Consider the following 15,913-nt stretch of genomic DNA (forward strand, 5'->3'; position numbering starts at 1 on the left):
CCTTTCATCTCTATTTTGAGAGTTTTTGTTGCCATTTATAGACCTGACTCATGACGTCCATCGGGGTCATTCCCATCAGGTTCAAGTGACTGAGTTGATCAATCACCTTAGCCTGCGCTGGCGTGACCTCGGGTTCGTCCGTAAAGAGTGAGAGTTGCTGATCATCCCCATCAATTGGCTCTGGTTCAGTGGTTTTCTCACTGGTAGACGGCGCACTAACTGACGTTGATTCCTGCGGCGTTTCTTCCGTCGCACTGTCGGCTACTGGCGTGGCCACAACCGGCTTTTCCGCCGCGGATTCTTCCAGATCAGTTAAAATGACATCCGCGCGTTTCAAAAGCTGTTCGGGCATTCCCGCCAGCTTAGCCACGTGAATCCCATAGGATTTGTCGGCCGGACCTGGTTGCATTTGATGTAAGAAGACCAGATCGCCGTCTTGTTCGACGGCCCCGACGTGAACGTTGCGCAGCTGTTTCAAGGAGTCTTCCAGTGCCGTTAATTCATGATAATGGGTTGAGAACAACGTCTTGGCATGGACGCGGTTGTGAACGTATTCGATAATTGCCTGGGCCAAGGCCATCCCATCATAGGTCGCGGTCCCCCGGCCAATCTCATCGAAGAGAATGAGGCTGTTAGCTGTGGCGTGACTCAGGGCCCGGTTGGCTTCCTGCATTTCCACCATGAAGGTACTCTGCCCGGAGATTAAGTCATCGGCAGCGCCAATTCGCGTGAAGATTTGGTCGAAGATTGGCATCTGAGCGGCCTCGGCCGGAACGAAACACCCCATCTGGGCCATGATAACCGTGAGGGCTAACTGCCGCATGTAGGTACTCTTCCCTGACATATTGGGCCCGGTGATGAGGAGAATGTTCGTTTCGTCGTTCATGCGAACGTCGTTAGGCACATAGGATTGGCGACCTAAGACCTTCTCAACCACTGGATGCCGACCTTGCTTGATCTCGAGATCATGGCCGGTGACCAGTTCTGGCTTCACAAAGTGATAATCCTCACTGACCACGGCAAAACTCTGAAGAACGTCCAAACTAGCAATGATGGCCGCCAGTTTTTGGAGTCGCTTGATGGCCTGCTTAACGGTCTCCCGTAAGTTGGCAAAGAGCTGGTATTCTAAGGCCACGGACTTTTCTTCGGCCTCTAAGATTAGGCTTTCTTTTTCCTTTAATTCTGGTGTTGAGAACCGTTCGGCATTCGCTAACGTTTGCTTGCGTTCATAGCGATCCGTGGGGAGCTTGCTGAGGTTAACCTTCGTGACCTCGATGTAGTAGCCGAAGACGTGATTATAGCCAATCTTGAGGTTGTTAATCCCAGTCACTTCGCGTTCGTGAGCTTCCAGTTCGGCCAACCAATTCTTGCCGTGCCGCATGGCGTCGCGGTACTGGTCTAGCTGGTCATTGTAGCCGTCGCGAATCACGCCCCCGTCCGTGACGGACAGCGGCGGTTCGGGCACGATTGCCGCACGAATGGCTGCAGCCACATCTTCGACGGGATCCAAGTGTTTTAAGGTTTCATTGAAGACACTCTCGCCCAGATCCGCAATCGTGTGTTCAATCTGTGGCACCTGCTCTAGGGACGTCTGAAGTTGAATCAGATCGCGTCCATTGACACTCCCAAAGGCAACGCGTCCAGCCAATCGTTCCAGGTCATAGACCTTGACCAACTCGGCTTGGAGGTTGCTTCGTTCAAAGTAATGGTCTAGGAGCACCCCGACCTTGGCCTGACGAGTCTCGATGGCTTTCCGGTCGATCAGTGGCCGATCCAGCCACTGCTTGAGGAGTCGGCCCCCCATAGCCGTCTTGGTTTCATCCAGTAACCAGAGCAAGGTTCCGGACTTCTTCTTAGTCCGCAAGTTCTGGGTAATTTCGAGGTTGGTCTGTGACGAATGATCCATCTTCAAAAATGACGCCGGTTGATAGGCCACCGCCCGTTGTAAATGCGCCAGGCTTCGCTTCTGGGTCACCGTGACGTAGGTGACTAACACGGCCACAACTCGCTGGAGTGGGGCCGTCTTTAAGTCCTGCTGAACATAACTGAGTTCGGCACTCTCTTGGACCTCAAACTGCTTAGAAATCATCATCCCTAACTGCTTCAACCGGGCACGTAACGCCTCTGGCACCGTCTCATCGACCACAACTTCTTTGGTCTGCAAGCCCATGAGTTCATTGACCACGGCATCGTCGCCCTGAATTTCGGCGGCCTTGAGTTCCCCGGTCGACAGATCGGTATAGGCTAGGCCGAAGTTTCCCGGACTGGTGAGGGTCAGTGCTGTCAGATAGTTGTTTCGTTTAGCCCCAGCGGCACCGGTATCGGTCTGGGTCCCCGGTGTGACCAGCTGAATGACCTCCCGTTTTACCATGCCCTTGGCTAACTTGGGATCTTCCATCTGCTCACAGATGGCGACCTTGTAGCCTTGGTCCACGAGAATGTCGATATAGCTCTGAACCGCCCTATGAGGTACCCCACACATCGGGATCGGGTTCTTGGCACTGTGACTTCTAGTCGTCAGGGTCAGCTCTAAGATCTGAGACCCCTTCACCGCATCCTCATTGAACATTTCATAAAAGTCCCCGAGCCGATAAAATAGAAAGGCATCTGGGTACTGATCTTTAATTTTCTGATATTGGGCCATCATGGGCGTCGTTTTCGTCATGAAAATTGGTTCATCCTTTCAGTAACTCTAGCTTTGGTACGGGTGTTGCGGGCTGATTAAGATCGGCCGAATGCGTGAGGCATGGCCCGTCTTATCGTTTAAGTCAATGACACAACCGGATAAGAGTCCCGCCCCTTTTTCTTGAACGGTATAGCGCGTTGGCCGTTGGTTTTCAAAGCGTTCGATCACACTGTCGGCCTGCATCCCGAGGACACTGTCGGCGGGACCAGTCATCCCAACTTCCGTCAAGAAGGCCGTCCCGTGTTTCAACACTTGGGCATCACTGGTCTGAACGTGGGTATGGGTCCCAACGACTGCGGAAAGCTGACCGTCATAACGCATGGCGAAGGCCCGCTTCTCACTCGTTGTCTCAGCATGGAAGTCGACAAAGACAAAGTCGGTATCCAATTCCGGCAGGAGATCCTTCATCGTCGCAAAGGGGTCATCCATGGGGTTCATGAAGACGCGCCCCTGCATGTTGACCACCGCTAAGACTTGTTGGTTAACCTTTACCTTCGTCCAACCTTGGCCTGGTGTGTTCTCACCAGGAAAGTTAGCGGGCCGCACCAGGCGATTGGCACCCCCAATAAAGTCGTAGAGTTCGGCGTTATCCCACGTATGGTTTCCCATAGTGACCACGTCGGCCCCATCCTTCAGCAGTTGCTTGTAAATACTTTGACTGATACCACGGCCAACTGGGGTTGAATTTTCCCCATTGACGATGGTGACTTGGGGCTTTAAGTCCCGTTTTAATTGCGGCAGGTACTCGTGAATCATGTCCACACCGATATTTCCAACAACATCACCAACAAAAAGAATACGCATCTTCGTTCCCCTATCTGTGACCCCTAATGGGTCCTCGTTGATCGCTCTTACTCGATCATTTTTTCAGTTGATTCAATCGGTTTGAACCGCTTAGCTGGCATAGCCAGGCACGATTCAAGCCGCTTCATTCAATTCTGTCAATTGCATACGGTCTATTTTACCATGGATTAACCCTTAATGACGTAAAAAAGCTAGGACCACAATTGGCCTAGCTTCTCTGACTTATTTCGCATATTCAACTGACCGGACTTCCCGGATGACGGAAACTTTGACGTGACCTGGATAATCCAAGTCGCCTTCAATTTGCTTCTTGATGTCTCGTGCCAAGACAACGGCATCCGTATCGGAAATCTTCTCTGGCCGCACGATGACGCGAACTTCACGCCCCGCTTGAATGGCAAAGCTATGATCCACACCGTCAAATGCATTGGCGATGGTTTCCAGCTTGTCTAAACGGTGAATGTAGCTCTCTAATGTGTCTGAGCGTGCGCCTGGCCGGGTAGCCGAGATAATGTCGGCAGTCCCTACCAGTTCCGCAATAACAGATTGCGAAGCCGTTCCGTCTGCTTGAGCGGCAATGGCATTCACAACGACGGAACTCTCGCGATATTTCTTCGCCAGTTCCATCCCCGTTGTGATGTACGAATTGTCATCCTCGTGTTCCGCAGCACGGCCAATATCATGTAATAATCCTGCACGTTTTGCTAACGTGACATCCTCACCTAATTCAGCAGCCAATACCCCAGTGATCTTGGCAACCTCGACTGAATGGGCCAAAGCATTCTGCCCATGAGAAATTCGGAAATTCAAGCGGCCAACTGCTTTGACCAATTCGGGATGCATCGAGTGAATCCCGAGATCAAAGGTCGTTTGCTCACCAATCTCCCGGACACGTTCGTCCAGTTCTTTCTTGGCTTTTGCCACCATTTCCTCGATCCGAGCCGGATGAATCCGACCGTCTTGAATCAATTTCTCCAATGCAATCTTGGCAACTTCTCGCCGTAAGGGGTCAAAGCCACTCAAGACGACTGCTTCCGGCGTATCATCGATAATTAAATCAATCCCGGTCAATGTTTCCAGAGTCCGAATGTTCCGTCCTTCACGACCAATAATTCGGCCCTTCATGTCGTCATTAGGCAACGTCACAACGGTAATCGTCGTTTCCGTTACCATATCAGCGGCACTCCGTTGAATGGCAGAGACAATCAAGTCCTTGGCATTAGCCTGGGCCGTCTTACGAGCCGTCTCTTCGCTTTCTTGAATCATTTTTGCCCGTTCCCCGGCCAGAGAGGTCTTGGCCTCTGAGATGATCAGGTCGCGCGCATCTTCCTGGGATAACGCCGCAACGGTTTCAACCGCTGCCTGTCGTTTTTCAATCAGTGAGTCTGCCTGTTGCTGTTTCTTCGCTAAATTCTGTTCTTCAGCACTGAGCTTCTTGTCTCGGCGATTCAAGGAGTTCTCACGCTTTTCCAGAGAGTTATCTTTCCGGTCCAGTGACTCTTCTCGTTGAATCAAACGGTCCTCTTGCTTCTGAACTTCGGCACGACGTTCTTTCAGCTCGGTTTCGACTTCCGCCCGATACTTGTGGCTGTCTTCTTTGGCCTCTAACAAGGCCTCTTTAGTAGCCGTCTCAGCTTGCTTCTGCGCTTCCGCTAACACACCTTTTGCAGTGTACTTAGCGGCATCTAGCTTGCGTTCATGGACAGATTTACGATAATAATACCCGCCCACAACACCAACAACGATAGCGATGATTGCGAGGATTATAGTTGGAACAGTCATGATTCCACTCATGATTCCACCTCCGCATCATCAAAAATGACTAATTTAAAATCAGACTTTTCAAGATGTTGTTATGATTACTGACACAACCTCAATTTTAATGGTTGCCGTGAACGCTGTCAACTAAACTCATTGATTGGGAACACAAAAAATCACGCTGGCGTCTCTGCACCAGCGTGAACGGTTAATCCCTACTTGCCTTGTGGCTTGTCGGGCGTTAATTCAATTTGTTGTGACCCTTTCTTGGACGATGTCTTGCCATCCTTAGAGGCCTTTTGATCTTTGTCTTTAGCCGGTGTCTCTGGTTCGTCACCATCAACACTAACACCGTAGGCCTTACGTACCCGGGTATTAATTTCGGCCATCATGTCGGCGTGGTCAGCCAGGTATTGCTTGGCGTTTTCACGTCCTTGACCAATCCGGTCTTCGCCATAAGAGTACCAAGACCCGCTCTTATCCACGATATCCTTCTCAACCGCCATGTCCAAGAGTTCCCCAGTTTGTGAGATCCCTTGGCCATACATGATGTCGACTTCGGCCCGTTTGAATGGTGAAGCCACCTTGTTCTTCACAACCTTGATCCGCGTCCGGTTACCGATGACATCGGTCCCGTCCTTGATCTGTTCAGCACGCCGAACTTCCAAACGTACCGTGGCGTAGAACTTCAAAGCCCGTCCACCAGGCGTAGTTTCAGGGTTACCAAACATAACCCCAACCTTTTCACGAATTTGGTTAATGAAGAGTGCAATCGTCTTCGTCTTGTTAATGGAACCAGACAGCTTACGAAGCGCTTGAGACATCATCCGGGCTTGTAGACCCACGTGAGCGTCTCCCATTTCCCCTTCGATTTCGGCACGTGGCACCAAGGCTGCGACAGAGTCGACAACCACGATATCCACGGCACCACTGGAGATCAAGGCATCGGCAATTTCCAACCCTTGTTCACCAGTATCTGGTTGTGAGAGCAGCAGGCTATCGATATCAACACCTAGGGCCGTTGCATAAGCAGGGTCCAAGGCATTTTCAGCATCGATATAAGCCGCGGTACCCCCGCGTTTTTGGACCTCGGCAACGGCGTGTAATGCCACCGTCGTTTTACCGGAAGATTCAGGTCCATAAATTTCAACGATTCGGCCACGAGGATATCCCCCGACACCTAAGGCCACGTCCAGGGCTAACGATCCAGAAGGCACGGTTTCCACCTGCATGTTCGTATTGTCCCCTAGCCGCATGATGGACCCTTTACCAAAGTCTTTTTCAATTTTCTTCAGCGCTTTATCCAGCGCCGCTTGTCGTTCGTCAGCCATTTGAATCCTCCTTGAGTGCTTCATATTCTAGTAACACTATACCGGCTTCAATCTAAAATTGCAAGCAAAAACAGAACAAAAGTTCCCCTAATCTAAATTCCAAGCGTTCGTCGAATCCAATCCAGTCCCAGCAAAACCGATCTGGCCCGAATCTTGTCGCGATTTCCTGTCAGATGGACCAACTTGGCTTGGGGATCTTGTCCCCGTTGAGCTAATCCCAACCAAACAGTCCCAGCCGGTTGGCCTTCCAGGGTATCTGGTCCGGCGACACCGGTGAAGCTCAACGCCAGATCGGTATCAAGTCGTTGCCGTGCCCCTTCAGCCATGCGTTTTGCCGTTGCCGCACTGACCACACCCTCGGTATCAATAATCGCGTTTGGAATACCTAAAAGCGCATGCTTGGCTTCATTCGCGTAGGTCACGAAGCCTCCTGGGAACACTGCCGACACCCCGGCAATATCGCCCAACGTGCTCTGAAATTCGCCCGCGGTCAGGCTCTCAGCCGCCGTAATGGTTAGTTTGCGGTCAATCAGCCCGTGAACCACCACATTGGCCAGACTATTGTCATCGCCATAACCATAGAGATAGTTCCCGACACGTTGCCGAATCAAGGTCACGAGGCCATCAATCAGGTCGCTCGCCGCGGCTTCACTACTGGCCGTCGCGGTCAATCGTAGCGTCACTTCATTTACCTTGGCATAGGGTGCAATCGTCGGATTGGTTTGCTGAGCAATTAGGTCACTCAAGGTCGTAACCAACTGAGACTCCCCGATGCCAAAGAAGCGGAGAACCTTCGAGACCAGGTATTCTTCTCGTTGATAGGCGTGCTTCAGGACCGGCAAAGCTTCCTCGCGAAACATCGGTTCCAATTCACTAGGTGGCCCAGGGAGTAACATCACATCTGCCCCCGTAGGCGCCTGATAGAAGGCACCCACAGCCATTCCAGTTCGATTCTTCAGTGGGAGGCTGCCATCCGGGTAAAGTGCCTGTAGGCGATTATTAGGGGTCAATTTTTGCCCCGTCGTGAGAAAGTGCTGGTGGATTTTCGCCATCGCCGTCTCGTCCTCAACTAACTTAACCCCCAGAAGATGAGCCACGGTCTGCTTGGTCAGATCGTCTTTGGTTGGCCCCAACCCACCACTGATCACCACCAAATCACTGCGCGACCGGGCCTGCGTGACCACGGCAGTCAGTCGATCGGCATTATCACCCACTAGAGAGTGATAATAAACTTCGATGCCGGCGGAAGCCAGTCCCCGCGCGATAAACGCCGAGTTGGTGTCGACAACTTGTCCCAATAAAATTTCTGTACCCACTGCAATAATTTCTGCCTGCATACTATCCCTCCGATGCTGACTTAGTTAACTCCGTAAAATGACCGCATTTATTCGTGCCGATCCATCTTTTTAGACACAAGAACCCCCGCTAATGACTCACGGGGGCTCGCCGGTCTATTCGGCGGAAGATTCCGCGAAGACCTGCTTGTTTTGTACAAAATAATCGATGCCGGAGTAAATGGTAAAGAAGAGGCAAATGTAGAAGAAGATCAGGGCCATTGGCACGTTGATTGCCCCAAAACCAATATTGTTAAGCAAGAGAAGAATAATCCCCACCATTTGGGTGGTCGTCTTAATCTTACCCGGCCAAGCGGCAGCTAAGACCCGGCCACCGGTTTCCACGACGATCAGACGCAGACCAGTCACAGCCAATTCCCGGCAAACAATGATGGCGACACCCCAGGCTGGAACTTTCCCCATCGACACTAAGAGAATGAAGGCGGTCATAACAATCATCTTGTCAGCCAAGGGATCGGCAAATTTACCAAAGTTAGTGACCAGATGCTGACGCCGGGCGATTTGACCGTCCAAAAAATCCGTAATGGAAGCCACGGCAAATACCAAGGCTCCCAAGATTTGGGTGACCGGAATTGCTGTTCCTAACCAGGTCACCGTCCCCCAATCCAGTGGGAGTACCAGTAACAGCAAGAAAACCGGGATTAAGATAATCCGAATAATGGTCAAACGATTTGGGACGTTCACAGAAATTTCCTCCTTCAAGTACCGAAACTTGTCATCAAAAAAGCGTGTCGGCCGCCACGGACCGACCCGCTTCTACTTTATTTAAATTCTAGGGTAACTGCTTGGACCTGCGAAGAAGTCGTCGTGCTGGAACTCGTGGTGTCCGTTGATGTTGAATCGGACGTACTTGAAGCCGCACTGGTACTGGTTGCAGAGTTGAAGTGGAACGTTTCGCCATCAACCTTAACCTTGGTTGCTGGTGCGTTCCCAAAGTTAAAGGTCACGCTAGTTGCGGAACTTGGAATCCGCATGCTGTGTGACGTCGCGGCAGACAAAGTCCCCTGCCAAATGGTCGAGCCGCCTACACTAACAGACATCCAAGCACTTGATGAAGCGGATAGCTTCAACTTAGGCTTAGAAGAAACATTCTTAACCTGCCAAGTGGAACCAGAAGTCGTCGTGCTCAATTGCTTAAACACCGGCGTCTTCGTCACTTTCTTGGAGGAAGCCTTCTTGGAAGACGACTTGCTCTTAGCCGAACTACTCGTCTTCTTCTCGGAACTACCGGAAACGCTGACAGAACTGCTGTCGACGTTATCCTTCTTGGTTGAACTACCACTGTGGGCCGCCGCCATCCAGATTCCGAGGAGTACCGCTAACACCACGATCACGATCCCAATCACTGGTACCGTTCGCCGTAATTTGACGTAACGATCGTCCACCTTCCGCTGTTGTGAGCGGGTTTCTGGATTGTTTTCGTTAACCTTATCGACATATTCTTGCGTCTGGGTGCTTGGCAATGTGCTGTCGAATTGCTTCAACAGTTCGCCACCGTCCAGATCCACCATGTCCGCGTATTGCTTGATGAACGCCCGAACGTAAAAGTCCCCTGGTAATTCATCAAAATTTTGGTCTTCAATTGCGATGAGGTAACGTTTTTGAATCTTTGTCGTCTGCTGTAAATCGTCTAAAGTAAAGCCCTTAGCAATCCGAGCATCGCGCAACGTTTTCCCCAAAGTTATTTTATTTTCACTCATTATAAACTCTCCACCTGTTCAAAATTTCTCTACTAGCAGTATAGCATAGGCGCTGACGCATTTTTACCCAGAGAACCGATAAATCTGGATTTAAACGATTCTTAACCTCCCCTTAAGGCAGGATGGTATGAATCGTCTGTTGACTGGCCGACAAGAAAGCTTCAGAGGCTTCTTGCAGATCAGTGAACGTCAAGTCTTCCAGAATCGCCAACTCATCGAAAATAGTGGCCCCGGAGAAGAGTGGGCCATCGTATTGGTTGGCAATGGCCTCTACCGAATTCATGGCTCCTACAAGTCGCCCGATTGCCTCTTGTTTGACTAATACAAATTGCGGTTTAGCGGCCTCTAACTGGGCCGGCGCATCCCGCAAAATGGCCGTCAATTCCTGGGCAAATTGTTCGGGTTGGTCGGTATCGCCGGTCAGCTGGGCAAAGTGAGCGCCCCGTTGAACCTGGAAGTCATAGCCAAAGCTGTCGTCAATAATGTTTGCATCATACAAACGTAAGTAGTTATCCCCACTGTCATTGAATAATAGGTCAAACATCAGTGAAATTGCCGCACTGTACTGTAAGCCTGCCCGGCCCGCTGGCACCGTGTCAAAACCCCGTAAACCAAGGTTAACCCGTGGCCGTGTCACAGCTAGGTGCCGCGTCTGGGTGGCCGGAATATCTGCTGGCGTTGATTGTGCGCTAGGTACCCGTCGAATTGGACTCGCTGGTCCAAAGGTCTTGTGATCCTGATTGTCAGAAATCCAACGCAACGTTTCTTCAGGGTCCAATTGGCCCACCACCACGAGACTCATGTTGCTAGGATGGTAGAACGTGTTGTAGGCCGTGTAGAGATCGTCCGCAGTAATTTTAGCGATTGAGTCCACCGTGCCGGCAATATCAATGTGCAACGGTTCCTTGGGATACAGATTACCAATCATGCCAAAGTAACTTTGCCAACCGGGGTCATCATCGTACATTTTAATTTCTTGGCCGATGATTCCCTTTTCCTTATTGACCGTCGCCGCCGTAAAGTACGGCTGTTGAACGAAATCCAGGAGAATATCGAGATTCTCTTTCAAATGACTGGTCGTCGCAAACAGATAGCTGGTCTGAGTAAAACTGGTAAAGGCATTGGCCGAGGCCCCATATTGACCAAATAAGTCGAAGGCATCATGATCTTCTTTTTCAAACATCTTGTGTTCTAAGAAGTGGGCAATCCCATCCGGCAAGCGTACGGGTTCGGTCTGGTCTCTGGGAACAAAGGCATTGTCCACTGCCCCGTAGTCGGTCGTCATGATGGCAAAGGTCTTATGAAAGCCAGCCTTGGGCATCAAAATCACTCGAAGACCATTTGCTAGTGTTGTCTGATAGATACTCTCACCTAGGCGGTCGTAACTTTCTTTATTCAGCACTTTGGTCACCTCCATGTAAGCAGTACGTGGCCTGAAGCGTCACGCGTTTAGCGACCCGGGCCACATCGTCAGCCGTGATCGCCATGAGTTTTTCTTGCCAAGTTGCCAAAGGTTCACTCAGGTGCGTCAAGTGCACGTTGAGCAGTCCGGTCAGCCGGCGTTGCGGACTGTCGAGTGCCGATAAACGGGCGTTCAGCAGACTCGCCTTAACTTCATCTAATAAGGTCGCAGGGAGCTCTCCCCGTTGCATGGCGGCCAACTGGTCCCCAATAATCGTTTCCACACGTTGTTGGTTCTCCGCTTGGATCCCAGCCTGCACCGTCAACGTCCCATTAAAGGGATTGTAGCCGCTGCTAGCATAGTAGGCCAGACTGGCCTTCTCACGTACATTGGTAAAGAGGAGCGACAAGGGACTGCCCCCAAAGGCCGCATTAAAGACCACCGCGGCCATAAAGTCTGAATCGTTACGATAGACGGGTAATTGATACCCTAGGTTTAATTTTGCTTGAACAACCGGTGCCAGGTCATCCCCGACCTGAACCTGTTTCCGAGCGTCCCAATGGTAGTAAGGATCACTGGTCGGTTCCGTTCGGTCTGCGAGTGGCCACTGCGCCAGAGCAGACTGAACCCGTTCGGCCGTCACATCCCCAATTACGGCCACGTGAACCGCGTCATTGGCCAACATGTCATGATAAGTTCCTAAAATATCCGTGGCCGACAAGCCACTCAAAACATGCAGGTCGCCCAAGGCATTCATCGCTTGGGTTGGCTGTCCCGTGAAGAGTAGCTCCTGCAAACGGCGATTGGCCAGGTACTGCTTGTCATCATCCAGTGACTTGATGGCGGTATAAAGGTTTTGCCGTTGTTGTGTGAAAGTTGCCGGATCAAAGTTGCCACCTGGCAATAGCGGTGCGAATAACACCTGCTTTAACAGGTCCATCCCCCGCTCGAATAAGGGCGCGTCATCCGCATAGTTTGCCAGATACTGCTCATCAACCACCGAGCAGGTCAAGCGAATCACATGCTTGGTCCCAAGTTTCAGGACACTGATCCCAAACGTTGCCCCGTAAAGCCGGGACAACTCACGAGCCAAGGCCGTTTGTGTTGGGTACTGTTCCGTGCTCGTCTCGAGCACCTGGGCTAAGAGGGCTCTGCCAGTAATGGCCGTCGCTTGAAGCGGCGCCACAAAGTCAACTTTAATGCCGACAGTTTTGAATTGTTTAGTGGGTAACAAATCGAGGGTTACCCCATTTTTTATGCGAAAATGCACGCGCAGAATCCTCCTCTGACAAAAGTCTAATCGGTGTTTAATGATAAGGGAACTAACCGGTAAATACAAGCAACCACTTTCATTTTCACGGAGTTTTGATCGGTCATGACCCGCTGTTAAGTCCGAAAACACGGTAAAGGGCCCCGAACGACTGTCCCGGGCCCTCAGAAAACCAATTTATTTTTTCAGTAATGGTGTATCCACATTTCCACCAAACCACTTTTGATTAATCTTGGCTAGCTGGCCATCCTTAGCGGTCCGGGCCAACCCCCGATTAATTTTGTTTCGAAGGGTCACGTCTCCTTTACGCATGCCCACCGCAAATTGTTCCTTCGGGAAGCTCCCCACAGTCACCTTGAAGTCTTCCGGGTGCTGTTGGTGCTTGATATAGTAATTGGCATAGGTGCTGTCGATAAGCAGGCCTTGAATCCGGCCGGCGTTCAGGTCGATGAAGGCGTTGGTAAAGGAATCATACTGGACGGGGGCGTGATTCTTAATCCGGTTTTTAAAGACCTTGGGATAGTCCTCAATGTCATTGTATCCGGAAGACCCACTTTGCGCGCCTAGAACCTTGCCCTGCATCCCGGCAAAGCTATGAATACCGCTCTTCTTTAACGTGACCAATACCTGGTCATTGTTCAAGTATGTCTGCGAGAAGGCCACCTTCTTTGCTCGCTCCGGGGTGATTGAATACCCGTTCCAAATCAAATCAATCGTGCCGTTACGCAATTCAGTGGCATTCATGGACCAATCGATCGTTTGGAAATCCACCTTGATCCCGTACTGCTTGAACACAGCCCGCGCGAGGTCGATGTCATAGCCGACCAGCTTCCCACTCTTCTGGCGAAAGCCCATTGGTACGAAGCTATCGTCGAGGCCAATGACCACCTTTTTCCGCCGTTGAATCCGTGCCCAGGTGTCACGCGTATCGGCCTGCTTAGCAGACTGACCACAGCCGGCCAACGTCGTCCCCAGAGTCAACAGTACCGTGAGCAACACGGCGAATTGTCCCAATCTTCTTCTCATGGTTACTCACTCCTAACTCTTCGCTTCTACCCGTAACATCTGATCGGCAATTGATTCCGCAAATGGGATATCATGGGTGACCACAATCTGAGTCATGCCCTCAGCCTTAAGTTTTAAAATAATTTCTTCAACTTCTTTACGTAAATCCGGATCCAGTGCCGACGTAGGTTCGTCGTAGCACAGAAGCTTAGGCCGCATGGCCAAGGCCCGCACGATGGCCACCCGTTGTTTCTGGCCCCCGGACAATTCGTAGGGATATAGATCCGCCTTGCCATCCAAGTTTAGTTGTTTCAGCAACCGTTGCGCAGTGGCTTCGGCTTCAGCCTTGCTCTGCTTGAGCACCATGGTTGGCGCCAGGGTCACGTTTTGAAGCACCGTTAAATTGGGAAACAGTTGAAAGTCTTGGAAGACCACGCCAATCACCGTGTCGTTATTGCGATTGGTGACGGGATTGAAGGGCTGACCATCTAAGAAGAAGTCCCCACTATCGGTCTCTTCCAGACCACTGATACACCGTAACAGCGTCGTCTTACCGGCACCGGAAGGCCCGACAATGGTGAGGATCTGACCATCATTAACCGTTAAGTTCACGCCATCCAAGATTAATTTACCGGCAAATCTTTTTGTAATATTTTTAAGTTCTAGCATTGATTGTCACCCTTTCTCTCTAACGCCAGGCGCTGTAGTGCTTCTCTAATCGTTTCAAGACCACCGTGCAGACCGCCGTGAGTAGCAAGTAAATAACGGCAACCAACACCATGGGAACGAGTGTGACATCGCGGGCCATGGCCACGTTTCCGGCTCGCAGGAGGTCACCTAAACCAATGACATAGACCAGTGAAGAATCCTTAATCAAATTGATCACCTCATTACCAATTGAGGGAAGCACGATTTTGACCACTTGGGGAATCACAATCTTACGTAAGGTCTGCCAATTGGTCAGGCGTAAGACTCGCGCACTTTCGTACTGCCCTACGGGAATGGCTTGTAAGCCACCCCGGAAGATTTCAGCGAAGTAGGCCGTGTAGTTTAAGATAAACGCGAACAACGCTGCATCGTAACGTTGGAACACGATCCCAACGATGGGCAGGCCGTAGAAGACGAAGATGAGTTGCAACAACAGTGGGGTTCCTCGCATTAACCACACGTAGACGTCAATCAACCAGGTCAAGGGTTTGAAATTCGTAATCATTCCCAACCCCACTAGGATTCCTAACGGTACGGAAATAATTAACGTCCAGAAGAAAATCGACAACGTCGTGCCGGTTCCCGAAATTAACGATGGTAAAATTTGACTCACATAATTCATGGCAATCATCCTCTCTTCAACTAAAAAACGCCCTCTTGAGATCAATTCTCAAGAGGGCGTTCGACCGCGGTTCCACCTCATGTACTCGGTGGGCTCACGCCACACCGACTCAGGGAGTTGCCCGCTGCCACAAAAATAAAAAAGTCCCCTTAGGTCCGTAGACCTAAGAGGACGATCACATCGTGGTTCCACCTCTGTTTGTTAAACCATCACTGGTCTAACCTCAGCGAGTTGCTAGCAACTCCAGCGATAACGGGCTACCCCGGGTCGTCCTACTAGATTCAGACGACCAACTCACAGATGTGTTTCGGTTAACCAAGGACACCCGTTTCCATCGACCGGGCTTTCTGTTGAGACTTTGGTGACCTACTCTTCTGTTCAACGTTATTGATTCATTGACAACATACTACGATCTTTTTCAATCGCCGTCAAGCTTTATTGAAAATTTAACTGGCGGTTACAACGCTACCCGCGATGGAACCAGCCACTGACCTTGTGCCAAAACCCGGTTGGAGCTTCGGCTTCAATCTTCATCAATGGCACCGTTTCACCCTCAAGGCGGCGCGCAACATTCCGGTAACCTTGAGAAGCAGGATTATCGGTTTGCATGACAATGGGTTCCCCTTGGTTGGACGTCGTAATCACGGCGTCATCATCAAAGATGATCCCCAGTAGTTCGATACCCAGGTGATGGGTAATCTCATCGATATCCATCATGGACCCGTCCTGCATCATGTTCCGGCGAATCCGGTTGATTAACAGGCGTGGGGCTTCGGTCAGTGGATGCTGTTCCAACAGACCAACGACCCGATCGGCATCCCGAACGGCGGAGATTTCTGGCGTCGTCACCACAATCGCGGCATCGGCACCCGCAACGGCGTTCATGAAACCTTGTTCAATCCCAGCCGGACAGTCGATCAGAACGTAGTCATATTCTGGTTTCAATTCATCGACGATTTCCTTAACCTGTTCCGGTTGTAACGCATTCTTGTCGGTGTTCTGGGCGGCTGGTAATAAGTAGAGCTTGTCGTCAAACCGCTTGTCCTTGACCAACGCTTGGGGGAGCTTAGCCCGACCTTCAGCGACGTCAACGATATCATAAATAATCCGGTTATCGAGGCCTAAGACCACGTCCAAGTTCCGCAGACCGATGTCCAGGTCCATCAGACATACGCGTTTGCCCATCAAGGCTAATGCCGTTCCGATATTGGCACTGGTGGTCGTCTTACCAACCCCACCTTTACCAGAGGTGATGACAATTGCTTTTCCCAT

The 15,913-nt window shown here is 50.9% G+C and carries 13 protein-coding genes and 1 other annotated feature; all 13 genes read right to left on the bottom strand.

What is annotated here, in order from left to right; translation table 11 throughout:
- Positions 1–10: 10 nt before the first annotated feature.
- Positions 11–2,671 (bottom strand): DNA mismatch repair protein MutS, encoded by a 2,661-nt coding sequence (mutS, locus tag IV54_RS03740; protein WP_157054345.1) that lies wholly within the window; start codon positions 2,669–2,671, stop codon positions 11–13.
- Between the two features lie 21 nt (positions 2,672–2,692).
- Entirely contained in the window at positions 2,693–3,490 is a 798-nt protein-coding gene (locus IV54_RS03745; RefSeq protein WP_057878061.1) for a TIGR00282 family metallophosphoesterase, read from the bottom strand.
- A gap of 222 nt (positions 3,491–3,712) precedes the next feature.
- A complete protein-coding gene (gene rny, locus IV54_RS03750; protein WP_057878086.1) occupies positions 3,713–5,272 on the bottom strand; it encodes a ribonuclease Y in 1,560 nt (519 codons plus the stop codon).
- Positions 5,273–5,463: 191 nt separating this feature from the next.
- Complete coding sequence (recA, locus tag IV54_RS03755; RefSeq protein WP_057878062.1) at positions 5,464–6,579, bottom strand: recombinase RecA; 1,116 nt, start codon at positions 6,577–6,579, stop codon at positions 5,464–5,466.
- A gap of 92 nt (positions 6,580–6,671) precedes the next feature.
- Positions 6,672–7,916 carry a competence/damage-inducible protein A gene (locus tag IV54_RS03760; protein WP_057878063.1) on the bottom strand — a complete coding sequence of 415 codons (1,245 nt, stop codon included), beginning with the start codon at positions 7,914–7,916 and terminating at the stop codon, positions 6,672–6,674.
- Positions 7,917–8,030: 114 nt separating this feature from the next.
- Positions 8,031–8,618 (bottom strand): CDP-diacylglycerol--glycerol-3-phosphate 3-phosphatidyltransferase, encoded by a 588-nt coding sequence (gene pgsA / locus IV54_RS03765; protein ID WP_057878064.1) that lies wholly within the window; start codon positions 8,616–8,618, stop codon positions 8,031–8,033.
- Positions 8,619–8,695: 77 nt separating this feature from the next.
- Positions 8,696–9,634, bottom strand: coding sequence for a helix-turn-helix domain-containing protein (locus tag IV54_RS03770; RefSeq protein ID WP_057878065.1), 939 nt, complete (start codon positions 9,632–9,634; stop codon positions 8,696–8,698).
- A gap of 112 nt (positions 9,635–9,746) precedes the next feature.
- A complete protein-coding gene (yfmH, locus tag IV54_RS03775; protein WP_057878087.1) occupies positions 9,747–11,033 on the bottom strand; it encodes an EF-P 5-aminopentanol modification-associated protein YfmH in 1,287 nt (428 codons plus the stop codon).
- Positions 11,026–12,306: an EF-P 5-aminopentanol modification-associated protein YfmF gene (yfmF, locus tag IV54_RS03780; RefSeq protein ID WP_057878066.1), complete on the bottom strand. Its 1,281-nt coding sequence runs from the start codon at positions 12,304–12,306 to the stop codon at positions 11,026–11,028. Before yfmF ends, yfmH begins: the two co-directional genes overlap by 8 nt.
- Positions 12,307–12,483: 177 nt before the next feature.
- Positions 12,484–13,332: an amino acid ABC transporter substrate-binding protein gene (locus IV54_RS03785; RefSeq protein WP_057878067.1), complete on the bottom strand. Its 849-nt coding sequence runs from the start codon at positions 13,330–13,332 to the stop codon at positions 12,484–12,486.
- Positions 13,333–13,344: 12 nt separating this feature from the next.
- On the bottom strand, positions 13,345–13,980 hold the full coding sequence (locus IV54_RS03790) for an amino acid ABC transporter ATP-binding protein (protein ID WP_057878068.1): 636 nt from the start codon (positions 13,978–13,980) through the stop codon (positions 13,345–13,347).
- Positions 13,981–13,999: 19 nt separating this feature from the next.
- Positions 14,000–14,641: an amino acid ABC transporter permease gene (locus IV54_RS03795; protein WP_057878088.1), complete on the bottom strand. Its 642-nt coding sequence runs from the start codon at positions 14,639–14,641 to the stop codon at positions 14,000–14,002.
- A gap of 164 nt (positions 14,642–14,805) precedes the next feature.
- Positions 14,806–15,032: a binding site (T-box leader), on the bottom strand.
- A gap of 74 nt (positions 15,033–15,106) precedes the next feature.
- Positions 15,107–15,913: a septum site-determining protein MinD gene (minD, locus tag IV54_RS03800; protein WP_057878069.1), complete on the bottom strand. Its 807-nt coding sequence runs from the start codon at positions 15,911–15,913 to the stop codon at positions 15,107–15,109.

This window comes from Levilactobacillus paucivorans, from assembly GCF_001437125.1.
In the GTDB taxonomy this organism is placed as follows: domain Bacteria; phylum Bacillota; class Bacilli; order Lactobacillales; family Lactobacillaceae; genus Levilactobacillus; species Levilactobacillus paucivorans.

Excerpts from the sequence above, each read along its gene's own strand:
- minD (WP_057878069.1), bottom strand. The coding sequence starts at position 15,913 with ATGGGAAAAGCAATTGTCATCACCTCTGGTAAAGGTGGGGTTGGTAAG.
- rny (WP_057878086.1), bottom strand. The coding sequence starts at position 5,272 with ATGACTGTTCCAACTATAATCCTCGCAATCATCGCTATCGTTGTTGGT.
- IV54_RS03785 (WP_057878067.1), bottom strand. The coding sequence starts at position 13,332 with ATGAGAAGAAGATTGGGACAATTCGCCGTGTTGCTCACGGTACTGTTG.
- IV54_RS03745 (WP_057878061.1), bottom strand. The coding sequence starts at position 3,490 with ATGCGTATTCTTTTTGTTGGTGATGTTGTTGGAAATATCGGTGTGGAC.
- recA (WP_057878062.1), bottom strand. The coding sequence starts at position 6,579 with ATGGCTGACGAACGACAAGCGGCGCTGGATAAAGCGCTGAAGAAAATT.
- IV54_RS03795 (WP_057878088.1), bottom strand. The coding sequence starts at position 14,641 with ATGAATTATGTGAGTCAAATTTTACCATCGTTAATTTCGGGAACCGGC.
- IV54_RS03760 (WP_057878063.1), bottom strand. The coding sequence starts at position 7,916 with ATGCAGGCAGAAATTATTGCAGTGGGTACAGAAATTTTATTGGGACAA.
- IV54_RS03770 (WP_057878065.1), bottom strand. The coding sequence starts at position 9,634 with ATGAGTGAAAATAAAATAACTTTGGGGAAAACGTTGCGCGATGCTCGG.
- IV54_RS03790 (WP_057878068.1), bottom strand. The coding sequence starts at position 13,980 with ATGCTAGAACTTAAAAATATTACAAAAAGATTTGCCGGTAAATTAATC.